Here is a 26,433-nt window from a genome sequence, read left to right on the forward strand (position 1 = left end):
CCACCGATTCCTATATTGACAACCGTCGTGATCCGCTGCCCGGTTGCGCCACGCCACTGGCCGTTGCGTAGCCGATCGGTGAAATCGCCCATCCGTCCAAGCACCCGGTGGACGTCGGGGACGACACTGCGCCCGTCCACCAGAAGTTCCATCTCGGGGGGTAGACGAAGGGCAGTGTGCAGTACGCCCGGTTCTCGGTGGTGTTGACGGCGCCCCGTCCAGCATGCGGTCGCGGTACTCCTCGATGCCAACCGCGCTGGCCAGCTCGGTCAACAACCGCAGGGTACGTCGATCGATGCGGTTGAGACTGTAGTCGATGAACAGGTCCCGGCAGTGACGGTCAGGTCACCGCCACGCGCCGGATCGCCATCGAAGTATCCCCGCAGGTGCCCTGTCGCAACGTCAGGGAAGTGAGCTTGGAGATTCAGCCACTCCAGTCGTGTAGTGATGTCCGAGTGGACGGATGTGGTCATCACTCACGCGATCCCGGCCGGTGCGGCGCGGCGAATGGCGTGCCCGCCGAATTGCTGACGCAGCGCGGAGACCGCCTTCATCGCCGGTGAGTCGTCCTGGCGGGAGGCGAATCGCGCGAACAGTGCGGCAGAGATCACTGGGGCCGGCACGGCGTGTGCAATCGCTTCCTCGACGGTCCATCGGCCCTCACCGGAATCCTCGGTGTAACCAGAAATTGAAGACAAGGCAGGATCCTCGGACAGCGCCTGGACCAGCAGGTCGAGCAACCAGGAGCGGACGACCGTCCCCTGCGACCAAGCCCGCAGCACGGCGGGCACATCCTGGATCGACTCCTCGGCGCGAGCAGTTCGTAGCTTCTGCGTACGCCTGCATAAGTCCGTACTCGATGCCGTTGTGCACCATCTTCGCGTAGTGCCCGGCACCGACCCACCGGCATGCACGAATGAGTCAGCCCGCTCACCGTCCGGCCGCAGTGCATCGAAGACTGGAAGTAGGCGAGTGATGTCGGTCTCGTCGCCACCGGCCATGAGGGCATACCCGTTCTGTCGTCCCCAGACACCACCGGAGACGCCGCAGTCGACGTAGTGGATGCCGTGCTCGGCGAGCAGAGCTGCATGAACGTGGTCGTCGGTGAACCGAGAGTTTCCGCCGTCCACGACGAGATCTCCAGGCGAGAGAAGGTGGGAGAGCTGCCCGATCACCTCTCTGGTCGGCTGACCGGCGGGGACCATCACCCATACCGCACGGGGAGCGGGCAATACCTCGACCAGTGCCTCCAGGCTGGCCACGTCGCTGACCTCAGGATTCGGGTCATAGCCCACCGCATCGTGCCCTCGGTCCCGTAGCCGCTCACGCATATTCGATCCCATACGACCGAGTCCGACCAATCCCAGCTTCATCGTCACCGTTCCACTCTCGACACCGATCTTCTTTTCTGGTCTATGTCTACTGCGGGAAGGCGTCGACTTCACCTGACCGGGTGGAGAGCTGCTACTAGCCGGCTGACCAAGTGCATTACCGCCGAGTCCCTTTGACACTGGTATCTGACGCATTGTCTGAATGCGACAGGAGCGACGCGAAAAACGGAGTGCAGCAAAGTGACCGTGTCTGATGTGCAGGAGATGTCCCCACTGGTCGGCGCGAATAGCAGCCGGGCCGGCGGGTCGGTGCTGGTGGGTGAGGCGGGGAGGTTGTAGAACCCGCGTCGCTTGTCATTTTCGGTATCACCGGTGATCTGTCCCGCAAAAAGTTGATCCCGCGATCTACGATCTTGCGTACTGTGGCCAGCTACCCCCGGACTTCGACCTTGTCGGATTCGCGCGGGATGCCACGAACATCAAAATTCGATTGCGCGAATCGGTAATCGAGCATGCCCGGACCCGTTCGACCCGGTGATTTGGGAAGGGTTGATTGCACGTTTGTCGTTGGTGGAGGGAAGTTTCGATGACCTCGATGCCTTCGCACGGTTAGCCGCGGTGCTCGTTGACCTCGACCATCGTCGCGGCAAAGTCGGTAACTACGTGTTCTATCTTTCGGTTCCACCCTCGGCCTTCGCCACGGTCTGCAATCAGCTCGCCGAGATCGGACTGAACCGACCTCAACGCGGATGGCGGCGGGTAGTGGTGGAGAAGCCATTCGGCCACGATCTGTCCAGTTCCCGCGAGCTTGGGCAGGTCCTGGAACAAGTGTTTCCACCGTCATCGATCTACCGGATCGACCATTACCTGGGGAAAGAGACGGTTCAGAACATCCTTGCTTTGCGATTCGCGAACGGGATGTTCGAACCGCTGTGGAACAACCGGCACATCGACCACGTGCAGATCACCATGGCCGAGACTGTCGGTGTGGCCGGCCGCGCCGGCTACTACGACGGAGTTGGGGCCGCGAGAGACGTCATCCAAAACCACTTGCTGCAACTCTTGGCGTTGGTCGCGATGGAAGAACCGGTGGCGTTTGACGCCGATAGTATCGCCGCGGAGAAGATCAAAATTCTTTCCGCTGCCGAACTCCTCGGTCCACTGGCGCAGACCTCAGCTCGCGGACAGTACGGCCCCGGGATGGCGAACGGTCACCCTGTCGTCGGGCTGACCGGGGAGGCAGGGTTTCCGCTCGAGTCGACGACTGAGACCTTTGCTGCCTTGACCGTCGGTATCGGCACCCGCCGGTGGGCGGGGGTGCCGTTCTACATCCGCACCGGAAAACGTTTGGCACGGAAAGCCACTGAGATTGCTGTCACCTTTGCGCCGCCGTCGCATGGTTCTGCTGCCGTCCGTACCACTGCGGTCTCCAACGTTCTCGTTTTTCGAGTGCAACCTGATGATGGGATCGAATTGCACATCGGCGCCAAGCGCCCCGGTGGGGGCATGGACATCCAACCGGTCAGCCTAGGCATGGACTTCCGCTCTGTGTTCGACCAAGCCCCGAAGCGTACGAGCGGCTGATCTGTGATGTATTTCGCGGGGACGCCACTCTCTTTCCCCGGCGTGAGGAAGTCGAATACTCCTGGCGCGTCATCGATCCGTTGCTGCAGTACTGGGCCGACAACGGTCGCCCGGATGTATACCCGGCAGGATCGGCAGGACCGGCATCTGCGGACCGGATCCTCACCGAGTCGCAAAGGACGTGGCGGTCGCTGTAGTTCACGCATCACGAAGGGGGTTCGGCCGGGAGGGCAACGGCCGAACCCCCTTGTCTTGACGACGACATGGCCCTGGCCGGCCTCGACTCCGCTCACGAATGGTGCCATCGCGCAAGAAGGCCCTGGACAGGGGAGACTGTCCAGGGCCTTTACCAATCGCCTACTTGGCGAGTGCGTCCTTGAGGGCCTTCGCTGCAGCGGCAGGGTCGGCGGCGCTGTAGATGGCGCCACCGGCGACGGCGACGTCCGCACCTGCATCACGCACGGCCTTGATGGTGTCGACCTTCACGCCACCGGCGACCGAGAACGGGACACCGGCGATCTTGCCGTCGTCGAGCAGGGTCTGGATCGAGTAGCCGGGCTGGGCCTGCTCGTCGAGTCCGGCGTGGATCTCGACGAACGCGACACCGAGCTTGGCGATCTCACGGGCCCGCTCGACACGGTTCTCGACACCGATCAGGTCGGCGACGACCTTCTTGCCGTGCTTCTGACCGGCCTCGACGGCACCCTTGATGGTGGCGTCACCGGCGGCGCCGAGGACGGTGACCAGGTCGGCACCGGCGGAGAAGGCGAGGTCGGCCTCGAGGAAGCCGGCGTCGGCGGTCTTGAGGTCGGCGAAGACCTCTTTGTCCGGGTGCGCCGCCTTGATCGCGCTGATGGCACTGAGGCCGGCGCTCTTGATCAGCGGCGTGCCCAGCTCGATGATGTCGACGTACGGGGCCACCTTGTTGGTCAGCGCCAGCGCGTCGGCGGTGGTGAGCAGATCGACTGCAACCTGCAGCTTCGTCATGTGTTTCTCCTGGTTATCTTCTTGGGGGTTTGGGATCAGGGATGCTCAGCCGATGTTGGCGTGGCGCTCCCACAGCCGTTCGGCGGTCTGGTCTTCGCTGCTCCACAGCGCCTGGAAGAGGGCGTCGAAGGCGAGGATCACGGACTGCTCGAACAGGCTGCCCGCGTACTGCGCGGTGATGGCGGCGCTGTGGTCCTGCTTGTCGGCCGCCGGGAGCACGAGGATTTCGTCGGCCCGCTGCGCGAGCGGCGACTCGGCGGCGGTGGTAACCGCGACGACGGAGGCGCCGACCTTCCTGGCGGTATCGGCGGCCCCGATCACCGACGCGGTGGTCCCGGACCCCGACACGGCGATCAGGACGTCGCCGGATCCGACGGCAGGGGCGGTGACCTCGCCGGCGACATGAACCCGCAGGCCAAGATGCATCAAACGCATCGCAGCCATCTGAATGGCGAGTCCACTTCGGCCGTTCCCGATGACGAACACCGAACGTGCGGACGTGATCAACTCTCCGGTTCGGTCCCACTGCACGGAGTCAACGGAATTGAGCAGTCGCTCGTTCTCGTCGAGCACAATGCGGCGTCCATCATTGAACCGTGTGCGGGTCTCCTCGACGGTGACGGTCATGATCCTCCTCGATTATTGCGGTAGCGCCTAAGTAAGGCTGCCCGGCGGGGGCACAAGGTCACCTCCTCCGCCGGGCAGTCCGCACTAATCGATCGGCCAGTGCGCAAAGTGAGGAAATTTGCAGCCAAGACTGTGCGCGGCCACCTCCTTCGGTGACAGCGCACCCAACTACGCGAGCGTCCTGTGACTGGGCTGCCCACGCTGTGAGGCGGCGACGAGAATAGATCGCAAACGAAGGCCACGGGCCACCATAGCCATCACCGGGCACAGAATTGGAAGCTGATGTCGCTGTGAGTATTCCGCTCCCTGGTGTCAGCCGCCGGCGAATGGGGGCAACACGTCGATTCTGGGGCCGACTGCTCTGTCTAGGTCTCGGGTGAGTTCGGAGTCGACAATGAAGGCAGCCACCGACAGCACACGGGCCATCGCAGCGCCGTGCCGATCGACCAATAGGGCCTTGAGTACACTCAGGGTCGCAGAGTGGGGGAGATCGACGGTCTCGATTGCTATTCCAGCCGCATCCATCGCTGCGGCGAAGTACCGAACCTCGATCCCCGACGAACTGTTATCCACCGATGGCTCCCATGCTGCGTTGCGGCGGGGTGAAGTCCGCCTTCGTTATTCGGTGTCCCGCCCACTTGTTCCACATCGTTCCACGCCATAACGCCACGAGTTCCTCGTCGTTCGCGCCACCGCGGATAGCCGTACGCAGATCTGTTTCTTGATCACTGAACAGACACGCGCGCACGGTGCCTTCCGAGGTCAAGCGCGTGCGATCGCAGTCCGAACAGAACGATCGCGTCACAGACGCGATGATTCCGACAGTTGCCGGTCCATCGTTGACCGCCCACCGTTCGGCAGGCGCGGACTGGTCCTCGCGATCGGTCTCGGTCAGCCTGAACCGAGCCGAAAGCACGGTGAGCAATTGCTCTGCTGAGACCATACGAGATCGAGCCCATTCGTGGTCGGCATCGAGCGGCATTTGCTCGATGAAACGCAGCTCGACGCCTTCGTCGAGGCACCATGCCAAAAGATCCGCTGCTCCGTCGAGGGTCTGCGGCATCAGTACGGCGTTGACCTTCACAGGTGTGAGCCCGGCCGCCTTGGCCGCACGAATCCCGTCTAGGACCGAAGCGAGTTGGTCGCGCCTGGTCAGCTGAGCGAACTGCTCGCGACTGACTGAATCGAGCGAGATATTGATCCGAGTCAAGCCAGCATCTGCGAGTGCCTGGGCACGATGGGCGAGTCCTACCGCGTTGGTTGTCATTGCCAGCGGTATTCCCGGCGCTGCGTGAGAACAACCAGCAATGATGTCCTCGAGGTCGCGGCGCATTAGCGGTTCGCCACCGGTGAATCGGACCTCCCGGATCCCGAGTCGGTGTACCGCAATGGCGACGAGGCGAACTATCTCCGCGGCGGTGAGAAGTTGCTCGCGCGGGATCGGAGGCAGACCCTCTTCTGGCATGCAATAGGTGCAGCGTAGTGAGCATTTCTCGGTGATCGACACACGGAGGTCACGCGCGATACGCCCGAACCTGTCCAGCAGGTCCGGAGTGTCGGGGCGGTCCGAGATACCCGTGGCAGCCTCGGATCGTACCCCTGGGATTCCGACATTCACCGCGGTCATAGCCGATGTCCTCCATTGGTTCGTCAGTGCCCAGGATGCGTCGTCACCGCAAGGAGCGGGCAGGTAGCCGCACCGCTGACAGCGGCGGATGGCGTTCGCGGACAGCGGTTAGTCGTCTGCCGCTACGGGTGTTCGCAACACAGTGCCCGAACCATCATATGGCAGTGGGATCGCGAAGGTCTGAGGAGTAGGCGCTGTGCGTGACGTACGAGTGATTGTCCGCGTTGCTGATCACGCGAGTGATACCGTTCCGCGGTCGAAGCCTTCAAAAGGATCTCGTCGGAGAGCACCGGCCGCTGACACAATTTCCGTTCAAATCACTCGTGAAAGCACCTCCAGCTGTGAACCCACTCCGCAACGTTCCGCTCGCAGCGGACTTCCCCGCCCTGAGTCACGTCGACACGAATGGCCGGGCACGCATGGTCGACGTCTCCGACAAGGCAAACACCTATCGCAGTGCACGGGCCGCCGCCGAGCTGCGGACCACCGCCGAGGTGGTCGCTCTGGTACGTGCTGAAAAGATGCCGAAAGCCGACGTGCTCTCCACGGCGCGCATCGCAGGCATCACCGCGGCCAAGCGCACCTGGGAACTGATCCCCCTATGTCATCAACTTGCCCTGTCTACGGTGAAGATCGAGTTCGCGTTCACCGACCGCACTGTAGAGATCGAGGCGACGGCAAAGACTAAGGGCCCTACGGGCGTTGAGATGGAGGCTCTCACCGCAGTCGCAGTCGCAGGGCTGACGCTGCATGACATGGTTAAGGCAGTCGACCCGGCCGCGAGCGTGGATCGAGTGCGATTGATGTCGAAAGAAGGTGGAATGAGCGGCAGTTGGTGTCGGTGCGCATCAGATGAGACTGCTGTGGCCCCGATGACGTGGCCTGCATCCTGCGCATGTCGCTCTCCGGGGGCAGAGGAGGATCATCTGTTGGACGCCCGTGATTGAGATGCTCGGTTCACAACCCGAGTGTCACGGAAAGGCTGGCAAGTGGTGCGCAACCAGTTCTCCACCACTGCTGTCGCCATGTGAAGGAGAGACTGATGGGTACATTGCTGGCACGGATCTCTGTCGAGCCGCTCGACTCCGGTGCCGTGGCCGCCGCGGTGTCCGGTCCCGAGGCCGGGGCCGTCGTACTGTTCAGCGGTGTCGTGCGCAACCACGACGGCGGCCGAGACGTCGACTTGCTCGAGTATCAAGCACATCCCGACGCGGAAACGTACCTTCGGCGGTGCTGCGAGCGTGTGTCCGCAGTGCACGGATTTCCGGTGGCAGTGGTGCACCGAGTGGGCGCGCTCGGTGTCGGTGAGCTCGCTCTGGTGGCTGCTGTTGCCGCGCCGCACCGGGCCGAGGCCTTCGAAGCGTGTGCGGACCTGGTCGAACGCATCAAGTGCGAGGTGCCGATCTGGAAGCGTCAGCGGTTCGCCGATGGGATTTCCGAGTGGGTAGGGCTCGACGAGTGCGTGCAACCGGAGCATTCACGTCAGGATCCACCATCGCTCGCCATTCGGCCATCTCGTTCCGGCTCCTGACGCTTGAGTAATCATCGGCACAACAGGTCCCCTTTTGCACTCGCACCGTCATTCCTGCACCTGCAGTGCAATACTTGATAGCGACAGTCGACACCTGCTCCATCCGGGGCGTCACGAGGAGCGGAGAGGCATATGGCCACCGATTTGGAGCCGATCATGGATGATCCAGCTGTGGAGCCGGGCGCAGCGGACGATTCGCTCGATGAGGTGCTCCTCAGCGTAGGACAGCGGGTCCGTCACTACCGCAGGCTCCACAATCTGACACTTCAAGATCTCGCGGCGGCGACGGGGCTGAGTGCCTCGATGATCTCGACTGTCGAGCGCGGGCAAACAGGAGTGAGCGTCGCGACCATTCATTCGATCGCGCAGGCACTCGATGTGAGTATTACGGCGCTGTTCCAGGCCGCGGGCCCCGGCGATCCAGTAGTGAAACACGAAGATCAACGTCGTGATCTCACCAGCGGTGGTGCCTGTCGAACCCTTGCGATCACGGATCCAGACATGCGGCTCGAGTTCTACGTGTACGACTTCGAACCCGGTACCGCGAGTGCCAGCGCCCCCACCACTCATCATGGTGTGGAGTACGGCATCAACTTGTCTGGGAGTATCTCCGTGGAAATCGATGGGCGAGAGTTCCCGTTGGCGCCTGGCGATGCCGTTCAGTATTCGACGCAGGTTCGGCACCTTATGAAGAACACGGGTGACAGTCCTGCGAAGGCGGTCTGGCTGAACATTTCCCGTCTATGACCGCGTTGTTGCTCATTGGGCAGGGATCGCACGTGGCAGGGCCGAAATTCAGTCGGGCTGCTGTTTGAAGAGGGGGGAGAAGATTTCGGGGCGGTTGTAGTGGCCGGCGAAGTCGAGGATGAGTTTGGGGACGATGACGTCTTCGAGGTCGATGTCGGCGAAGAGCAGTTCGTCGTCGGATCCGGAGCCGTCGGCGATCACGTTTCCGCAGGGGTCGAAGACCAGGGCGCCCTTCTTCAGTGCCCGCTGCTCGGTGAGGAACTGACGCTGCTCGTCGGTCTCGGCGACGGCCTCGATGTAGCCCTCGGGGATTCGTGAGACCGCGGCCACCACGAACGACTTGAGGGTGTAGGCGCAGCCCGCGCCGGCGGTGGTGATCGCGTGGTGCATCGGGAAGTAGGGGTGGAAGTAGTACGGCCACGAGGCGACGTGCACGACCGGGTAGGACAGTGCGGCTGCGTACTGGCCGAGCGGGTTGGAGTTCTCCCCGCAGATCAGGCCGGAGACGGCACCGAAGTCAGTCTTGAACGCGTTGACGAACCCGGTGGTGCCGGGGCGGTGCACGAACCGTTCACCGGTGGTGGGCACGTACTTCTGGTGTTTGCCGGCGATCTTGCCGTCCCGGGTGATGTGGACCTGGGTGTTCCACATCGTTCCGGTGGTGCCGTTGTAGCGTTCGTTGATTCCGACGACGGCGTTGACGTTCGCGCGCCCGCACGCCTCGGCGATCGCGTGCATGTGCTCACCGTCGACCTCGACCGAGTGCTTGAACAGTTCCTTGTCGAACCCGCGTGCCTTCGGGCCCTCACCGATCGTCTCGTACCAGTTCGGGAAGGTCGGGATGTAGGCCTCGGGGAAGCCGATCAGATCGGCGCCGCGGGCGCCGGCCTGCTCGATCAACTCGATCGACTTCTTCGTCGTCGCGTCCAGATTGAGGAACACCGACTCGGCCTGGACACCGGCGACGCGGATCTTGCGGAACGTCTGACGTTCGGGAAACACCTTTGTAGACATGATGACCGACTCCTTGTGGATAGTTTACTGCCGTACTGCACGAAGAGTCGCGCGGCGGCCAAGGTTCCCTGCGGCGGTCACGCAAGAATGGCTGATCCGAGCTCATCCGGATCTGAACAGGTGACCTCGGTGAGGAGGCGCCGGGGATTTGCTCTGTGTCCGTACCGGGACAACGTCTGCTGGTGTCAGTCCCAGACGTGCCCGGGTTTTGCAGCCCGGAGGCCGGATATCGCCTGAATTATCAAGAGGCCGAGCAAGATCATCAGTACCGGACCCCAACTGTCGGTCATGTCCCGTAATAGACCGAGCAAGACCGGTCCCGCGGCAGCAACGAGATATCCGACGGCTTGTGCCATCGCTGATACAGCTGCTGTTTCGGCGGGATGCGTCGTGCGCAGGCTGAACAGCGTCAGCGCGGTGACAAGGGTCAAGCCCCCGCCTGCGCCGACAAGAGCCGCCCACACCGCGGCGAGAGTCGGCAGCGTGAGTATTCCGATGATGCCGATAGCCATGACGGCGGTGGCAACGACGACAATCGCTCGTTGGCCTGGACCGCGTAGAAGCAGGCTGGCACCGAACACCGTCGCGATCAGGCTTGCGCCCTGAAGGTATGACTGATGCAGGCTCGCATGAAGCGCGGTGATGCCGTGCTCCTGCTCGATCGTGGGGAGCCACGTGATCAGCACATAGAACACCGTCGCTTGCATGCTCATGAAGACTGCAAGGTGCCAGGCCAGTGGGCGACGCCACGGCCGGCGTCGGGCTCCGGTGCGGCGCTGCGCTGCTAGTGGTTTCCTCGGTGGGACGTGTTCGGTGCCAAAGACGCGGAGCCCCCAGAAGATGCACCCTCCGATCGCAAAAAGGACGGAGGACGCCAGCGCGAGCCGCCAGAGGTCGCTGCTGATGCCGATGATTACGGCTACGGCTGCGGTGGCGAGTGCCGCCGCACCGCCCTGGACCGCGGAGTACGTCGCAGTAACGGGGCCGACGCGGTTAGCGAAGTCTCGCTTGATAAGGGCGGGCGCCACCACATTCAGCACGCCGATGCCGGCGCCCAGCAAGCCCGTTCCTACCCAGATCCAGATAGGTCCTGGAAGGGAGCGGAGCGCGATCCCGGCCGCTACTACCGCCAGGCTCATCAGCACTGTCCGGTTGATCCCGAAGACTCGGGAAATGGCAGGTGCCAGCGGCGAGAGTACTGCGTAGCACAACAGCGGGATGACGACGAGACCCGAAGACAACGCAGCGGACCAGTTCAGTTCGTTGATGATGCTCGGAAGGGTGGGGCCGACTCCTGCGGTGGAGGTGCGCATATTGACGGCGATGAGGACGATGCCGAAGAGGGCGGTGCCCGTCCCGGTTGCAGCTGCGACAGATGGAGCAGTCGTTTGAGTTTTCGTCACGCAATCACCCTCCTAAATTTTCACTATCAGTGGAAATTATACATCGGTAATGAAGTTGTGAGTTGTGATAATGACCGCATCACGAGATCGTGTGGCTGGGGTTGCGGCGTATCGGGCTCTGAGGTGAATCGCATTCGCAGCCGTGTGGGGTAGTGCTCGTGCATAACGACAGCCGAACTGTGGTGGACTCGACTCGGCTCGGCTCGCCTCGGCCGGCAAGTCTGCCGCGGCGGCATTTCGGTCGAGGGTGCCGTTCATGGGCGAGGCTCGCCGATATCGTGATCGCGACGTGCCGTTCAGGCGGGGTGCGTGCGCCTCACTAGGCTGGGTCGGGCAGAGAAGAGCCTTCATGTGTGAGGTGATCTTGGTGCGCCGCACTTCGTTTCACGCCCCATGGACGTCTGGCACCTCCCCGTTCGGCTAGTTCGGGTTGATCGTTTGGCTAGTATCTATTTCACCGGCATTGGAATTATTATGTCGGGGTGATAATCGCTGAGGGTGGAGCCGGGCCACAGATTGAGGCCTGGACGGAGATGCGGAAGGTGATGTCCGGGTCCCTGCCGGATATCGCGACCCGGTTCTCCCGCTACCTGTCCCGGCTGTGCCCGCATCACGCACTGATAATTTTTACTCGCGAATGCGCTGGTCGTCCCCGCAAGGTCGCTGGCACGCCGGAGATTGTCGGACGGGTGACTATCGACGAACTGGACGTCATCAAGCAGACGTTGGCGTTCGGTGGTGTCTTCGACGGCACTGCCGAACTCGCCGGCACCAGTCGTCGAATCCTGGCGGTGCGTGACCAGGTCGACACGTTACTGGTTCTCGTCCCGAAACTTTCCCCACCAGACGGGGTGACTCTTGCCGAGATCGCCGCGATCTTCGGGATTGTCGCAACCTCGATTCGGCAACAGGTCGTGCAGGCCAGCCCCGATTATCTCGCGGAGTCGCGTGCGGCGTCGAGTGAGCGTGCCCGCACGATCGCAGAATTGACGGAACTTCATGAGGCGACACTGTCGTCGATCCTAGGAACCCTACGATCGAACGACCTTGATGACAGGCGATCACGCATCACCGCGAGCGAAACTGCCGTAGCCGCGTTGATCGCACTGCAATCTGCCGGAGCGGCGAACCGTGCACTGTCCGAAGAAGCGGTAACAACAGCCTTCGCTCGCCTTCAAGGGGAGTTGCGCCCGCTCCTACGCCACCGCGACGTTGATGTCGACTACGTAGAGCCCCCCGCGGACGGGCGGCCGCTCCCAGGTGAAATCGCGCACGCAGCACGAGCAATGGTACGGACGGTCGTCCTTGCATTCGGTGCACAACCGACGCTCCCTCGACTGCGGATCGCGTGGGACTGTGACGGCAGCAACGTCTTGATAGAGGTACGCGACCAAGGACCGGGTGCCATCGATCGAAACGGCCTCATGCGCCAACTCTGCGGGCGCCTGCATACGCTCGGCGGCCGGGTCGACATCGAGTCCATCTCGGGTTGGGGCAGTCGCGTGTCACTGGCCATCCCATTAGACCTACCTGCCGCCCGACCGGACGAGCATCTCCTCTCGACCCTGAATCCGCGCGAACTCGAAGTTCTCAGCCATCTCGCGGTGGGCAAGCGGAACCGCGCCATAGCCGACGCACTCGGAATCAGCGAGAGCACCATCAAATTCCACGTCGCAAGCCTGCTCAAGAAACTGGATGTCGCCAACCGCGGCGAGGCCGGGGTAATCGGCATACGAGCCGGACTTGTGCCAGAGCGGGACACATTTACTACCACTAGGAGCCAACAATGACGGAAAGAGACGAACACGAACTGATGACCTTCGCTGCGCAGTGGGCGCCCTTCGGAGGGCCACCCGCTGAGGAGGTCCTCGTGAGCTTCGGTATGACGATGCCACGGTTCGAGTTCCGGCTCTGTGAAGCACTCTCGCGTCGTCAGAACAGATCTCACCCAGCGTTCCGGGCGTTGAACGGACGTTCCCGCACACCCCGCGCCCTGGACTCGACGCGTGGCCGTGCAGTCCCAGGCCGGGCCCCGTACGAAGCAAGGACTCCGCAAAGTGCCTGAGAACCTCACGTACAAAATTCTCCGCGACCATCTCGTGGCAGGCGATCTGGTACCCGGCACCGACATCACGGTCCGCCCAGATCAAATTCTGCTCGAGGATGCGACCGGAACCATGGCGGGTATGCAGTTCGAAGAGCTCGATATCGACTCTATCCAGGTACCGCTCGCAGTGATGTATGTCGACCACAATGTCTTGCAGATCGACGACAAGAACATGCAAGACCATCGATACCTGCGCACCTTCTGCGAACGGTACGGCCTCCGATACTCGCCAGCCGGACACGGAATCTCGCACTACATCCATCTGGAGCGTTTCGTACGCCCGGGAGAGCTGCTGCTCGGCGCAGACTCACATACCTCAACCGCAGGTGCCGCCGGAATGTTCGCAACCGGCGCGGGCGGTCTCGAGGTCGCCGTAGCCATGGGCGGATACGGATTCGAATTTCCATGTCCACGCGTCATTGGTGTGGAACTGACCGGTCAGCTTCGACATGCCGTCGAGCCGAAAGACGTCGTGCTCGAGATACTGCGACGCTACGGAGTCCGGGGCGGCCGAGGAGCGGTGTTCGAGTTCTATGGCGACTCCGTAGTCGACCTGACGATGTCCGGACGGGCAACGATTGCAAACATGATCATCGAGACCGGCGCGACTACAGCCATATTCCCCTCCGACACGCAGACCCGGGAATGGCTGATTCAACAACAACGTGAGAATGACTTCCGACCGCTGACCGCTGACCCCAACGCACCCTACGACGAGTCGATTCGAATCGACCTATCCGATCTCGTCCCGCTGGTTGCCGCACCGCACTCACCGGGCAACGTTCTTCCGGTCGCCGAACTCCCGGATACACCGATCTCCCAGGTGTGCGTCGGGTCATCGGTCAACAGCTCCTACGACGACCTCGCCACCGTCGCGGCCGCGCTGCACACACAGACGGTGCATCCCCGGGTTCAGATGACCGTCACTCCGGGCTCCCGCCAGGTGCTCCGGACGATCGTCGAGTCCGGCGTCTATCAAGATCTCATGCAAGCCGGCGCCCGTATGCTGGAACCTGTCTGCGGACCGTGTGTGGGCATCGGCCAAGCCCCGCTTCAAGGTGCGGCATCCTTGCGAACTTTCAACCGGAACTTCCCAGGACGCAGCGGCACTGCAGAAGACCAGGTCTATCTGTGTAGCCCGTCAACAGCCGCGGCAAGCGCCCTTACCGGCCGAATCACGGATCCCTCGACTCGGCCGGCGATCGAACGCCGTCCCGCTGCGGCACCCCACACCGAGATTCACGATGCACTCATCACCATCCCCCTTCCGGTGGAAGCGCGTGCTTCCGTTGTTGTCGAACGAGGCACCAATCTGGTTTCTCCGGCACTTCCTGAACCGGTCTCGGATAGTTTCCACAGTCGCGTCCTGATCGCCGTCGGTGACGACATATCCACTGGGGATATGGCCCCGGACGGAGCGATTGCAATGTCGGTGTGGTCGAACATCGCGCTCTGCGCACAGTTCATGTTCAATCGTCTCGATCCCGGCTTCCACGACAGGGCGAAGAACTGGCACGGCGGGATAATCGTGGGTGGAGACAACTACGGGCAAGGGTCTTCTCGCGAGCACGCGGCGCTCATCCCCATGCACCTCGGAGTACGCCTGGTCGCCGCGAAGAGCTATGCCCGGATCCACCGACGCAATCTGATCGCAGTCGGCATCGCGCCACTCATCCTCCCCGCCGGTGCTCCGCCCTCCACCGTCGGGGAAGAGTGGACGGTCACAGGTCTCCGCGACGCGCTTGTCGGTGGTGCGTCCGAAGTGGTGGTCGATGTATCCGGGCGTTCGGCTCCGCTTGCCCTCCAACTCGACTTCACCCCTGGGGAACGCGACATCTTGGCGGCAGGCGGTCTGCTCGCCCACATCCGTCAAGGAGGTCGGGTGCCGGTGTAGGAAATATCAACGCGCGCACACGGACTACCGGCACTGACCGCGCCCGCACGTACGACGACGTGCTGCTTCGGCAAGGGCGGTTCGCTCCAGCGCCGGTGGTCCAATCATTCGACGAGCACTGGGACGCCGATCGTGGTGTTGTGGGACATCACTGTTCTGCGATTCTCCGGCAGTGTTCGTCTCAGTCACACGTGGATGGGCGGGACTCCGTGGCGGCATAACTCCGTGGTACCGGGATCCCCGCGCCCCTCTCGCTCACCATTGATCTGCCATCTGCGGGGAGCGGACTTGGCGGGCCGGCGGGTGCGCGTAGCCGCCGGCCCGACGACAGTCAGGAGTGGCGGGTCTCGTCCATGCGGTCTCCGGAAACGAAGGTTTCGATTACAGGGGCTTCGACAATGCCGAACACCATACGGTGCATAGATCGGTTCTGAGGGACTGCGGGCGGTAGAACGAGTTCAACTGCGATCGCCCTGTGCAACAGCAACGGTGTCACTCAGCGGTCAGGCTCTCCCAGACATCGGCCCGTTCGTTGAGATGCTGACGGCTCGCAACCGGGTCCAGACTCTCGCGAAGTAGGTCATCGAGTTGTCGCGCCTTCAGGTCTACCTCCGCCAAGAGGTCGATGCCGGTATCGGTCAGATACAAAAGTCGTTTGCGGCCGTCCTCCGGTGGCTGGACACGAAGGATCAGTTCTCGCGTCTCGAGTCTCTTGACCACACCGGCCATGGTCGAGCGGTCTAGGGCCGCGGCTTTTGCCAACGATCCCTGTTCGACGCCGGGGTGCAGTCTGATCGCGAGCATGACAGCGAACTGGGGTCCGGTGAGGTCCGGCCCGACATACCGCAGCCAGGCTGACGAATATGCTTGTTGGAGGCGACGAATGACGTATCCGGGCATCGCGAGGAACTCGGCGGGAGTGGGTAGTTGCGCACTGTCCCGTCCGCGTTGAATCACGACGTTGCCTGCTTCATCTCGGCCGACTGCACGGGTGCCCTCGATTCTGATTGTTTGCTCTGATCACTCGCCGTTGCGCGTGGACTAACCGGAGTTGTCCGCCTCGAGCCTTCCCTGGAACGGGGTTGGTTGGGGCGTGAGCTGCGTTCGCTAGGTCGCGCATTTCGAACCCAATTTTGAACCTTCCTGGACGACGGAGGAGAGTTACACGGCGCAGACTTTAGAGGTTGTTCTGATCGACGTAAGTAGCTGTGGAGTAAGCATTTCTGCGAGAGGAAATGATCTCTGCCGCTATTGCGACCGCTGTCTCGGCGGGACCTTGGTTGCCAATTGCGAATCCGATCGGGCTATGGAGCGATTCCAACTGGGACGTCGTGATGCCAGCGTTACGCAAATCGCGACGTCGGTTGGCGTCCGCAGTCGCCGAACCCAAGGCCCCGACGTAGGCGGGCGGGTCGCTCCAGCGCCCGTGGTCCAAGCACTCCACGAGCACTGGGACATCTATTTTGGGGTCGTGGGTAAGCACGATGAAGACGGACCTGGAATCGAAGCCGCCCCCAGCGCGCTCCCGTGCGACCCAATCCGAGGGCCACTCGCACATCACTTCGTCGACATCAGGAAAGCGGGCGCGGGTGGTGAACACCGGCCGCGCGTCACAAACGGTGACGCGGAATCCTAATCGATTCCCCAATCGCCCAGTCTCGGCGGCAAAGTCAGTGGAACCAATGATTACCATCCGAGGACGAGGATCGAATCGATGCACGAACGCGCCGCTTTTGGTGAGACCGGTCTGTTGACCCTCATCGGTGATGATCCGGTGACGCACCTGGCCGTCTTCGGAAAGGACACTTTCTGACACGATCGGGCGCTCCGCGTGGATCGCCCGATGCAGCACGTCGACAAATGTCCTCGATCGGACGTCGACGAGTTCCACCAGGACTGACAACGAGCCACCACACGTGAGTCCAGGAGCAATGAGATCGCCCTCGGGGCCGTAGTTCTCGATGCGAGCGGCACCGCCGGCAAGAACCTCCAAAGCGGTCTCGTACAAAGCGCCTTCCACGCAGCCGCCGGAGATGCTGCCAACGACAGAGTGATCTTCGTGTACAGCGAGCATCGCACCGGGCTTGCGAGGGGACGATCCACGTGTCGCGACCACGGTAGCGACTGCCACTACACGGCCCGCACTCAATTCGCGGTGAATGTCATCGAGTAGCGCATTCATATGCTCAGTTCACCATTTTCGGAGTTCATAGCGACGGCGGCAGCGGCCAACCGGCGAGGACCTTCCGCTTCGACGCAGCGGTCCTTCTGATCGACGCCAGCTGGTAGTCGGTCGAAGACCCATGCAGCGGAAGCCTGCGAATATATATCACAGTATGGCAACCGATGGTTCTCGTTCTCAACAGGTCTCGGTCGGTGAGCACGGACTACGTTCGGTGATGTGCTCAGGCCGGTCGCCCGCGGAGGCAGACGGCAGGGCGACCGACCTGAGCACGTGAGGCTGCCGGCATGAACCACTACCACCGGCAGCCTGGTCATTACGCGCCGGAGGACGAGGGTATCGGTGTGCCCGTCGCGGACGGCTTCGGTGCAGTCGTGATGGCGTCTGGCGTTTCGCGTAGTGCGAGTGCTGCGAGCATGCCGATGGCACTGCTGACGGCCATGTAGATGGCGATCGGAACCCAGCTGCCCGTTGCCTGCAACAGCGCCGTCGCCACCAATGGGGCCACCGCCGAGCTCGCGATGCCGCCGAGCGTGTAGCCGAGACCGACACCGGAAAAGCGCAGGTTCGCAGGGAACACCTGCGTGAAATACGCGGCGAGAACCCCGTAATTGGCCACGTAGGGGATGCACAGAATGAGGAAGCCCAAGAACATCAGGAATGGCTGACCCGTGTTGACCAGTGCGAACCACGCGAACGGTGCGACGATGAGACCCGCGGCGCCCACAGCGGCAATCTTGCGCCGCTCGATCCGATCACCCAGTCGACCGGCGAGAGGGATGCCGATGATCATCAAGATGGTCATGATGAGGACCTGGACGAGCATCGCCGAACGGGAGATCCCGATCGTCTGCGGGCCGTAGGCCAGGGAGAAAACGCCCGCGGTATAGAACGCGACACCCGATGGAAGCATGCACAGGGCCATGAGCACCACCTTGCCGCCGTGCATCCTCAACAGCTGCACGATGGGGAACCGCTCGACGGCGCCTTCGTCGGTGACCTTCGCGAAAGCGGGTGATTCATCGAGTTGGAGGCGGATGAACAGTCCGACGACAACCAGGATCGCACTCGCGATGAACGGGATACGCCATCCCCACGACATGAAGTCTTCATCGGGCAGCTGGACGACAGCGAGGAAGACCAGATTGGCCAGCAGCATGCCCCAAGACGAGCCCGTATTGACGATGCCGCCCATGAAGCCGCGCTTCTTCTCGTCGGCGTGTTCGACAGTCATCAGGACCGCCCCTGCATATTCACCACCGACAGAGATGCCCTGAACGACGCGACAAACGGTGAGCATGATCGGTGCCCAGATCCCGACAGCCTCGTAGGTGGGCATCACGCCGATCAACGTGGTGGCACCGCCCATCATCAGCAGACTGGTGACCAGCACCTTCTTGCGGCCGACACGGTCGCCGAAGTGACCGAAGATGGCTCCGCCGAGCGGGCGCGCCACGTAGGCCAGGCCGAAGGTGGCTAGGGAAAGCAGCGTGCCGACCAGTGGGTCTTCGCTGGGGAAGAAGACATGACCGAAAACCAGTGACGCGGCCAGTCCGTAGATGAAGAATTCGTAGTACTCGATGGTGGTACCGATGAGTCCGGACATCACCACCCGCCGCATCTGGGAGCCACCTTTCGGTGGTGGGTTCGGGACGTCGTTCTCTCGGTCGATGTGAGTGCTCATCGATGCCTCTCTCGGTGGCGGGGTGTCGTTCGGCAGTTCGTGCGGTCTGGTGTTCTGGACAGCCGGAGTTCGACTGCTTTGCTCAGATGTGGCGTGGGGTTGTTCCGGCGCTGACGGGGTGGGCCGCCTATGCCGGCGTTGACGGTGCTGCTCCGGAGAAGCGACCCAACTAGGTTGAGTACGGACTAGAACGGAGGCAGTTCGGTGATGCGCGTCACCGTTCAGTGTGGAGAGTGTTGGGGCGGGAGTCAAGCGCGCTGCCAGCTTGTTACGGCTAGTTAACGGAGAAGAACCTGGTTGAGACGTCGCGCAGATGAGGCGAAAGGCGTAGACCGGCGCGCAGGTCCGCCGAAGTCGTGGTGAGCACGGCGGTGGCCGCGCGGCGTTGTGCTGGACTTCGTTTCGGTGGATTACTTGCGCCTATGGGGTTGACGCGAGTGGTTCGAACAGGGATGATTTGTATACGAACTACCCGTCGAGGGTGGCAGGTAGGCGGCCAGTACGTACTCGTCGACCGTGGGTCACGTGCCGGACGAAGCCGGGTTACTCATTCTCCGGCCGCATGCCACCGATTACGAAAGGCGCTGCGATGAAACTGGTTTCCGTGCCTCATGCGGACGTGAACATCGCAGTGTGCAGAAGACAGGACTAACCTATGCAGCTGGAAAATACGTTCACCGTGGCCGCGCCGTTGGATGCAGTGTGGGCGGCCTTGAAGGATCCCGAAATGGTTGCCCCGTGCTTCCCCGGTGCCACCCTGACCGAGTACACCGGAGACTCCTTTACCGGCGTCGTCAAAGTCAAACTCGGGCCGATTTCGATGAACTACAACGGTAAGGGCACCTACATCGAGCGGGACGATGACAACTACCGAGTCGTCATCGACGCCAGCGGCCGAGACTCACGCGGAAACGGTTCCGCCAGCGCCAAGGTGACGGGCACGATGAAGGCGGTGAGTTCGGACAAGACCGAAGTCACGATGGTCACGGATATGAACATCACCGGCCGTCCCGCGCAGTTCGGTCGGGGAATGATCTCCGAGGTCGCGGACCGGATGATCGGGCAGTTCGCCGATCGTCTCGCCGCCCGCCTCGCTGGGCCAGACGCCTCGTCGGATGGATCGGTAACTCACCTGTCCACCGCTACACAGTCGAACGACGAGGCGATCAACCTGCTCGGAACGGCCGGAGGGCCGGTCCTGAAAGCTCTCGTTCCTGCGGCCGGACTGGTCGCCGTACTCGTGCTGCTGCTCGCCGTGCTGAGGCGTTCGCCCCGCTCCAACTGACCTTCGACAGTGCAGGCGCACCCGCTGCTGCTATCAGACTTCCGCCGGATCGCCCTGCCCCGTGTCCATACAACTTCGACGTCGTCCGGCGTCCATGTGAAAGGGAAACTCCATGCCGTCCAACAAGTCGCTGACCGTGATCATCGCGGGTGCCGGCCTCGGCGGGCTGACCACCGCGCTGGCGCTTCGACAGCGTGGCCTCCGCACGGTGGTCCTCGAACAGGCATCCCAGCTTGGCGAGATCGGTGCGGGTATTCAGACTGCACCCAACGCCAGCCGAATCCTTCTCGGGCTGGGGCTGCGTCATCAGCTCGACAAGATCAAGACCGAGCCACAAGAGCATGTCCGCAGACGGTGGCAGGACGGCAGTATCATCGCTGCCAAGCCGCTCGGCGCCTCAGTGCAGCAGCAGTACGGTGCCCCCTACTGGCACTTCCATCGCGCCGACCTGCACAACGTCCTGCTCCAGGCATGCCTGGACCCCGACCGGCCCGGTCCGGTAACCGAAATCCACACCTTGTCGACGGTGACACAGATCGACGACTCCGACCCGTCCCGGCCCGTGGCCGTCACCGCCGACGGCCGGCGCTATCCAGGTGACGTCGTCGTCGCAGCCGACGGTATCCGTTCAACCGTCCGCGATGCCATGGGCTTCGAGGACACCCTCGAGTTCACCGGCGAAATGTGCTTCCGCGCTCTCATCCCGGCCGACAAACTTGCCGCCGACCCGGCAACGCGATTCCTTCTGGACCGGTTCCACTCCACGATTTGGTGGGGTCCCGACCGCCACCTCGTGCATTTCTTCATCCGCAACGGGGACATCTTCAACATCGCCTCGTGCGTCCCGAGCACCATGGACACAGACTTGGCGTGGACGGTGCCCTCCACACCCGAGGAGATGATCGAGCACCTGCCCGGGTGGGACGACCGGATCGCATCGATCCTCACCAAGGCCGAAGGCGAAGGCGGCGACGCGGTCACCAAGTGGGCACTGTTCCGTCGGCGCCGCGACTCGAATTGGGTGGACGGACGCGTCGCCCTGCTCGGCGACGCCGCGCATGCGATGCTGCCTTACCAGGGGCAGGGCGCTTCCCAGGCAATGGAGGACGCAGCCATCCTCGCGGAAGAACTCGGCGCGGTCGGCCGCGACGATGTCGAGGCAGCGTTGATGCGATACGCCGCCCGCCGAATCAACCGCGCCGGCATGGTGCAGGACGCATCGTGGGCGAACAAGGCCCTCTACCACCTCGAGGACGGCCCGGCGCAGATCGAACGGGATCGGACCATGGCCGACTTCACCGGCGAATCCCACATCTCGTTCGACTGGCTCTGGCGGGGACCTCAGATCAACAGTTACGACTCCGAGTCCTTCCATTACCCGTTCGTCCACTGAGGTCACTTACCGCCCTACCCGCCGCCTCGCCGGCGGGTAGGGCACCCGGTTTCACCATCATCCTTGGAGACGTCGAAACGGCGTCTTCCAGCCCGAGCACACAGGAGCACTTGTGAGCAGTCAGTACGGCGAGGCAACCGACACTATCTACGCGGACTCCGGCCTCGGCGCAAAGATCACTAGGGGTCAGCGCCCGGCGATCGTCGTCGTAGACCTCAACAATGGATTCACGGATGCGACGTATCCGACCGGCTCCGAATTGACCGACGTCGTCGAAGCGACCCGCACCCTCATCGAGGCGGCCCGTCCGGCAGGTGTACCCGTCATCTACACCACCATCGGATACACCCGAGCAGAACACGATTCGGTGACGTGGTTGCAGAAGACACCGGGGCTCAAGGCCCTCGAGGTGGGTACCTCCGCATTGGATATCGATGCACGGTTGACCGTCACCGACACCGACCACGTCCTGCTGAAGAAGAATGCTTCCGCATTCTTCGGAACCGGCCTCGCCGGTGTACTCGCCGGCCTGCGAGTTGACACCGTGCTGGTGTGCGGATCGACCACCAGCGGATGCATCCGTGCCACCGCTATCGATTCGGTCTCCTCCGGGTTTCCGGTCCTCGTACCACGAGAATGCGTGGGCGACAGGGCACAGGGACCACACGAGGCGAACCTCTTCGATATCAATGCCAAGTATGGCGACGTAGTCACCCTGGATGAGGCGCTCACCTACCTCAAGGGTGTCACAGGGTTCACCCAGCCCTGAGCGCAAGTACGCAACTCATGCACGCAGGGAGTGCACCACGGCACCGTGGTGCACTCCCTGCGGCGTATCTACGGCACTGCTCACCGCCCAAGAGCGGCTGGCCCCTGCCCGACGCTCGACTCGGCAGGGCGAATTTCTTTGTGAGGCATGGCATGGCCGCCGACCTTCGCGTCCTTCCTTCGGGTGCAGAATCAGCCGGTCGATAACGACACAGCGCCGCGATGCCAGACGGCATCGCGGCGCTGTCGCCGGGAGAACTTCTTACGTGGCAGCCTGCTGGTCGAGAGCCTGTTGCAGCGCAGCCCGACGGCGGCCAGCGCAATCCTCCACGGCATCCACGATTGTCTGGTAGCCGGTACAGCGGCAGATATTGGACGCCACCACCTCACGGATCTCCTCGCGGGTCGGCTCGAGTTCCTCGCGAAGGAATCCTTCGGCGAGCATGAGGAATCCGGGCGTGCAGAAACCACATTGCAAGCCATGGTTCTCCGAGAAGCACTGCTGCAGGTCACCCATGCTGCCATCGGAATTCGCCAAGGACTCGACTGTTCGGATATCGGCTCCCTCGACCTGAGCGGCGAACATCAGACACGCGCGTGCCGGCGCACCGTCGACCAAGATCGTGCAGGCGCCGCAAATCCCGTGTTCGCACCCAACGTGAGTGCCTGTCAGGCGCAGATCGTGGCGTAGCACATCCACCAGGGTGCGACGGGGCTCGACGGCGAGATCGTAGCGCTGGCCGTTGACTGTCAGCTCGATCAGCTGGACCTCAGACATTGGTTCCCTCCAATTCTCGTCGAGCCTGGATCTCCTCCGAAGGTGTGCGCAGCGGGTGCTCGAGTGAGCGGTAGATGAGTTCACGAGAAATCGGAGTGTTGTCGAGCTGGACACCGGTGTGGCGCAGCCCATCGTTGACCGCGTTGAGCACGGCCGCCGGGGCGCCGATCGTGCCACCCTCCCCGGCGCCCTTGGCGCCACTTTCGGTGAGCGCACAGGGGGTCTCGAGGTGCTCAATGCGAATATCGGGAATCTCCATGGCCGTGGGGACCTTGTACTCCATGAATGTCGGTGCCAGCGGTTGCCCGTTCGCGTCGTAGTTGACCTCCTCGAACAACGCACCCGCGATTCCCTGCGCGATCCCGCCCCGGGCTTGACCCTCGACAACTTGAGGGTTGATCGCGACACCCACATCCTCGACGCACACGTAGCGCAGGATTTGCACTCCACCGGTGCCGGGATCGAGCTCGACGACCACGCCGTGAGTGGCGTTCGAGAAGACTCCGTCAGCGAGCATGTCGAAGCTGGCGCTTGCCCGCAGACCTGGGCCGATATCCTTGGGCAGTTTCGGGGATTGCAGGTAGGCGACAAAAGCCAAGTCGGCGTAGGAGAGCCGACGGTCAGGATTCTTGCGCATCCGCACCCCGCTGTCACCGTCGAGCTCGACCGAGTCGATGTCTACTTCCATCAGATGGGCCGCCAGCGCGCGCAGCTGGTCACCTAGCTTGACTGCGGCGCCAGCGACCGCGCTGCCACCGATGGTGATCGAGCGGCTGGCGAACGAGCCGAACCCGTAGGGGATCTTGTCGGTATCCCCCTGAACGATCTTGACCTTGTCCATGGGAAGGCCGAGACGGTCGGCCACGATCTGAGCCATCGTCGTCTCGTGGCTCTGGCCGTGCGACAGCGTGCCGGTGGTTACCGTCACTGAACCGGACATATCCATCGTTATGTCGGAAAGGTCATAGCTGACCAGAGCTTTGGGCTTTCTCTCCGAGAAGGCCGTGGAACCCAAACCGGTGCGCTCGGAATAACATGCATATCCGATACCCAGGACCCGACCGCGCGCAGCGGCCTCCTCCTTGCGGTCGTACCAGCCTTCCTCACGCAATGTCTTCTCGCACAAGTTGAGCGATTCGAGATAGGAACCCGGATCGTAGGTGATGTTGTTGCTGTTCTTGTACGGGAAGGTCGTAATGAGATTGCGACGGCGCACATCAAGGGCATCGAGACCGAGTTCTTGCGCCGCCCGCTCCATCAACAGCTCCATGACCATGACGCATTGAGGTCGGCTGACCCCACGATAGGCGGCGGTCGGAGCCTTGTTCGTCGCAATCGCCCGCGCCCTGATTCGATAGGCCGGCAACTTGTAGACACCGGGCATCTCGGTCGCTGCCATCATGGGCTCGATTGCGGCGCTGCTCGGGTAGGCCGAATAGGCGCCCATGTCGCAAATGACGTCGGTATCCAGCGCCAGGAGGTGGCCTTCAGCGTCGAATGCCGCCCGGGAGCGATAGTGCTGCTCGCGCCCGAGGAACGATGCAGTCAGATTGTCTCGCCGGTCCTCGATCCACTTCACCGGTCGACGCAGACGCATAGCTACGGCCGCTGCAGCGATCTCCTCGCGGCCGACACACGATTTCTGCCCGAAGCCACCGCCCATGTCCGGAACGATGCACCTGACCTGTCGCGCGTCGAGCCCAGTGCAGGCGGCCACGGCGTCGCGGATGGTATGGGGAATCTGAGTACACGTTCGAATCAGTAGTTGCTCGTCACGGTCGACCCACTCAGCCAGCGCACCACGGGTTTCCATCGGCAGTGCGTTCTGACGGCCGCTCTTTGCATCGACCGTGATCACGGTATGCGCGGCAGCGAAGACATCGTCGATGCCCTCGGTCGCGAACATGGTGACGTCGACAAGGGTGTTATCGGGCGCTTCGGGATGCAGCAGCGGGGCATCGGGTGCCAACGCAGCTTCCTCGGTGACGACCGGAGGTAACGGTTCGTACTCGACCACAGCGGCCTCGAGTCCGTCCTCAACCGCATAAGGATCGGTAGCAAGCACGATCGCGACGGGTTCACCGACGAATCGGACGATGTCGCGCGCCAGTACTGGCATTGCGGTGGTGCGAAATTCACTCTCGGGACGGTCCATACGACAAATCAAGTCACCGAGATCCAAGTCCGCCGCAGTAAAGGCTGCAACGACACCCGGAATCTCCCGAACTTCGGACAGATCCACCGACACGACTCGGGCATAAGCCTCGGTACTGCGCACGAACTGGGCATGCAGCATCCCGGGTGCGGTGAGGTCGTCGATATAGCGGCCACGCCCGGTCAAGAGCCGAGGATCCTCGCGGCGGCGCACCGAGGTCCCCACCCAGGTGCCCTTTCCGCTCAGATGGCCCGCTTTCGTATTGCCGCCTGATGCGTCGTCTGTCGCGCCGTTTTTCCTTCTCATGCCGCTGACCTTCCTCATGCTGCCGCAGCCTCCTTGCACGCGCGCTCGACCAGGGTTCGGACGAGTCCGCGGCGGTAGTGCGCACTGATTCCTGCTTCTTCGCGGATTTCCGCGTGTTCAGCTACCGCTGCGGCGAAGTCGCCGAATCGGTGGGGTTCGACGGGGCCGGTGAAATCCGGGCCTGGCGTCGCTCGAACGGGTATGGGTGCGATCCCGCCCAGTACCACCAATGGGGTTCCGGGATCGTCGACATTTTGACCGAGGTCGACCGCAGCCGAGACGATTGCAAAGTCGCCCTGCCGATCTGCGTATTCGGTCAGTGCGGCCCGAGGAGCTGGTCGTGGGAATACGATCTCGACGATCAACTCGTCGGGGTTCAGAGCCGTGGTGAACGGGCCGAGGAACATCTTTTGCGCCGGTATCTGCCGGCGCCCTGCCGGCCCCTCGACGATCAGTAGGGCGTCGAGTAGCACGGCGAGGTTGCACCATTCCGCGGTTGCATCCGCGTGCGCCAAGCTGCCGCCGATGGTGCCGCGTGTCCTGATCGGTAGGTGCCCCACCCACTTCATCGTCCGCGATAGAACCGCGAAGTCGGGACCGAGATCGGCGACCTCGATCCCGCGGTGCGTGGTCAAAGCTCCGACATGCAGTGCGTCACCAATCCGCTTGATGCCAGTCAGACCATCGAGATGGGTGATGTCGATCAAGTGCTCGGGACGCGCGAGTCGGAAGCTCATCATGGCCACGAGGCTTTGACCGCCTGCGATCAGTTTTGCGTCATCGCCGAGTTCGGTCAGCAGCTCGACTGCACGCCCCACCGAACTCGCTCGGTGATAGGTGAAGGCGGCGGGCTTCATGCTTCTCCTTTGTCTGGATCTCGGTCCGGGGGCCGAGGGGGTGTTCTCGATGGTCGAGGTGCCGGGCCGGACGAATGACGTCATGTGGGGCGCTCAACCGAGATTAACTAATTTGAACACTGACTACTCTGGTGCGCAAGTGCGAGATCGGGGATCTGCCACGTTTCGGTGCC

The 26,433-nt window shown here is 62.6% G+C and carries 20 protein-coding genes and 3 pseudogenes; 9 read left to right on the plus strand and 14 right to left on the minus strand.

Annotated elements, in window-relative coordinates; all coding sequences use genetic code 11:
* Both BLV94_RS48200 and BLV94_RS46970 read right to left on the minus strand, forming a co-directional pair.
* Nucleotides 1–473 (minus strand): annotated as a pseudogene (locus BLV94_RS48200) (glucose-6-phosphate isomerase); the annotation flags it as partial.
* A gap of 3 nt (nucleotides 474–476) precedes the next feature.
* The gene (locus BLV94_RS46970; RefSeq protein WP_244163964.1) at nucleotides 477–1,373 is read right to left on the minus strand and encodes an NADP(+)-dependent, decarboxylating phosphogluconate dehydrogenase; all 897 of its coding nucleotides are present in this window, start codon (nucleotides 1,371–1,373) and stop codon (nucleotides 477–479) included.
* Nucleotides 1,374–1,901: 528 nt separating this feature from the next.
* Between BLV94_RS46970 and zwf the strand changes: the two are divergent.
* A pseudogene (zwf, locus tag BLV94_RS46975) lies at nucleotides 1,902–3,112 on the plus strand (glucose-6-phosphate dehydrogenase).
* Between the two features lie 160 nt (nucleotides 3,113–3,272).
* On the opposite strand, the gene hxlA reads toward zwf, so the two are convergent.
* The 4 genes from hxlA to moaA form a co-directional block, all read right to left on the minus strand.
* The gene (gene hxlA, locus BLV94_RS46980) at nucleotides 3,273–3,902 is read right to left on the minus strand and encodes a 3-hexulose-6-phosphate synthase (RefSeq protein ID WP_072949731.1); all 630 of its coding nucleotides are present in this window, start codon (nucleotides 3,900–3,902) and stop codon (nucleotides 3,273–3,275) included.
* A 45-nt stretch (nucleotides 3,903–3,947) separates the two neighbouring features.
* Entirely contained in the window at nucleotides 3,948–4,529 is a 582-nt protein-coding gene (hxlB, locus tag BLV94_RS46985) for a 6-phospho-3-hexuloisomerase (protein ID WP_072949729.1), read from the minus strand.
* Between the two features lie 312 nt (nucleotides 4,530–4,841).
* Entirely contained in the window at nucleotides 4,842–5,054 is a 213-nt protein-coding gene (locus tag BLV94_RS46990; protein ID WP_072949727.1) for a MoaD/ThiS family protein, read from the minus strand.
* Between the two features lie 40 nt (nucleotides 5,055–5,094).
* Entirely contained in the window at nucleotides 5,095–6,156 is a 1,062-nt protein-coding gene (moaA, locus tag BLV94_RS46995; protein ID WP_072949724.1) for a GTP 3',8-cyclase MoaA, read from the minus strand.
* Between the two features lie 419 nt (nucleotides 6,157–6,575).
* Here moaA and moaC point away from each other — a divergent pair.
* The 3 genes and pseudogenes from moaC to BLV94_RS47010 form a co-directional block, all read left to right on the plus strand.
* A pseudogene (gene moaC / locus BLV94_RS47000) lies at nucleotides 6,576–6,998 on the plus strand (cyclic pyranopterin monophosphate synthase MoaC); the annotation flags it as partial.
* Nucleotides 6,999–7,198: 200 nt separating this feature from the next.
* Nucleotides 7,199–7,687 (plus strand): molybdenum cofactor biosynthesis protein MoaE, encoded by a 489-nt coding sequence (locus BLV94_RS47005; protein ID WP_072949722.1) that lies wholly within the window; start codon nucleotides 7,199–7,201, stop codon nucleotides 7,685–7,687.
* Between the two features lie 132 nt (nucleotides 7,688–7,819).
* The gene (locus BLV94_RS47010) at nucleotides 7,820–8,434 is read left to right on the plus strand and encodes a helix-turn-helix domain-containing protein (RefSeq protein WP_072949720.1); all 615 of its coding nucleotides are present in this window, start codon (nucleotides 7,820–7,822) and stop codon (nucleotides 8,432–8,434) included.
* 48 nt (nucleotides 8,435–8,482) lie between these two features.
* Here the strand turns inward: BLV94_RS47010 and BLV94_RS47015 are convergent, their stop codons facing one another.
* Together BLV94_RS47015 and BLV94_RS47020 are read right to left on the minus strand one after the other, a co-directional pair.
* On the minus strand, nucleotides 8,483–9,448 hold the full coding sequence (locus BLV94_RS47015; protein ID WP_072949717.1) for a nitrilase-related carbon-nitrogen hydrolase: 966 nt from the start codon (nucleotides 9,446–9,448) through the stop codon (nucleotides 8,483–8,485).
* Nucleotides 9,449–9,633: 185 nt separating this feature from the next.
* Nucleotides 9,634–10,851: an MFS transporter gene (locus BLV94_RS47020; protein ID WP_072949715.1), complete on the minus strand. Its 1,218-nt coding sequence runs from the start codon at nucleotides 10,849–10,851 to the stop codon at nucleotides 9,634–9,636.
* Between the two features lie 533 nt (nucleotides 10,852–11,384).
* Between BLV94_RS47020 and BLV94_RS47025 the strand changes: the two genes are divergently transcribed.
* Together BLV94_RS47025 and BLV94_RS47030 are read left to right on the plus strand one after the other, a co-directional pair.
* Entirely contained in the window at nucleotides 11,385–12,641 is a 1,257-nt protein-coding gene (locus BLV94_RS47025; RefSeq protein ID WP_072949747.1) for a helix-turn-helix transcriptional regulator, read from the plus strand.
* 267 nt (nucleotides 12,642–12,908) lie between these two features.
* Entirely contained in the window at nucleotides 12,909–14,852 is a 1,944-nt protein-coding gene (locus BLV94_RS47030) for an aconitate hydratase (protein ID WP_072949713.1), read from the plus strand.
* 492 nt (nucleotides 14,853–15,344) lie between these two features.
* On the opposite strand, the gene BLV94_RS47035 is transcribed toward BLV94_RS47030, so the two are convergent.
* The 3 genes from BLV94_RS47035 to BLV94_RS47045 form a co-directional block, all read right to left on the minus strand.
* A complete protein-coding gene (locus tag BLV94_RS47035) occupies nucleotides 15,345–15,752 on the minus strand; it encodes a MarR family winged helix-turn-helix transcriptional regulator (protein ID WP_083396009.1) in 408 nt (135 codons plus the stop codon).
* A gap of 277 nt (nucleotides 15,753–16,029) precedes the next feature.
* Nucleotides 16,030–17,034, minus strand: coding sequence for an XdhC family protein (locus BLV94_RS47040; protein WP_072949708.1), 1,005 nt, complete (start codon nucleotides 17,032–17,034; stop codon nucleotides 16,030–16,032).
* Nucleotides 17,035–17,350: 316 nt separating this feature from the next.
* Entirely contained in the window at nucleotides 17,351–18,718 is a 1,368-nt protein-coding gene (locus BLV94_RS47045; protein ID WP_072949706.1) for an MFS transporter, read from the minus strand.
* 655 nt (nucleotides 18,719–19,373) lie between these two features.
* On the opposite strand from BLV94_RS47045, the gene BLV94_RS47050 reads away from it, so the two are divergent.
* From BLV94_RS47050 to BLV94_RS47060, 3 genes are all read left to right on the plus strand, one after another.
* The gene (locus BLV94_RS47050) at nucleotides 19,374–20,003 is read left to right on the plus strand and encodes an SRPBCC family protein (RefSeq protein WP_072949704.1); all 630 of its coding nucleotides are present in this window, start codon (nucleotides 19,374–19,376) and stop codon (nucleotides 20,001–20,003) included.
* Nucleotides 20,004–20,115: 112 nt separating this feature from the next.
* Complete coding sequence (locus tag BLV94_RS47055) at nucleotides 20,116–21,396, plus strand: FAD-dependent monooxygenase (protein ID WP_072949702.1); 1,281 nt, start codon at nucleotides 20,116–20,118, stop codon at nucleotides 21,394–21,396.
* A 112-nt stretch (nucleotides 21,397–21,508) separates the two neighbouring features.
* The gene (locus tag BLV94_RS47060; RefSeq protein WP_072949699.1) at nucleotides 21,509–22,165 is read left to right on the plus strand and encodes an isochorismatase family protein; all 657 of its coding nucleotides are present in this window, start codon (nucleotides 21,509–21,511) and stop codon (nucleotides 22,163–22,165) included.
* A gap of 261 nt (nucleotides 22,166–22,426) precedes the next feature.
* Here BLV94_RS47060 and BLV94_RS47065 read toward each other — a convergent pair whose 3' ends face one another.
* From BLV94_RS47065 to BLV94_RS47075, 3 genes are read right to left on the minus strand one after another with little or no spacing between them, the layout of a single operon-like run.
* A complete protein-coding gene (locus tag BLV94_RS47065; RefSeq protein WP_072949696.1) occupies nucleotides 22,427–22,942 on the minus strand; it encodes a (2Fe-2S)-binding protein in 516 nt (171 codons plus the stop codon).
* A complete protein-coding gene (locus BLV94_RS47070; RefSeq protein ID WP_244163959.1) occupies nucleotides 22,935–25,421 on the minus strand; it encodes a xanthine dehydrogenase family protein molybdopterin-binding subunit in 2,487 nt (828 codons plus the stop codon). Before BLV94_RS47070 ends, BLV94_RS47065 begins: the two co-directional genes overlap by 8 nt.
* The gene (locus tag BLV94_RS47075; RefSeq protein ID WP_072949694.1) at nucleotides 25,418–26,260 is read right to left on the minus strand and encodes an FAD binding domain-containing protein; all 843 of its coding nucleotides are present in this window, start codon (nucleotides 26,258–26,260) and stop codon (nucleotides 25,418–25,420) included. Before BLV94_RS47075 ends, BLV94_RS47070 begins: the two co-directional genes overlap by 4 nt.
* Nucleotides 26,261–26,433 lie beyond the last annotated feature (173 nt).

The sequence above is a fragment of the Rhodococcus koreensis genome (assembly GCF_900105905.1).
Classification (GTDB): Bacteria; Actinomycetota; Actinomycetes; order Mycobacteriales; family Mycobacteriaceae; genus Rhodococcus_F; species Rhodococcus_F koreensis.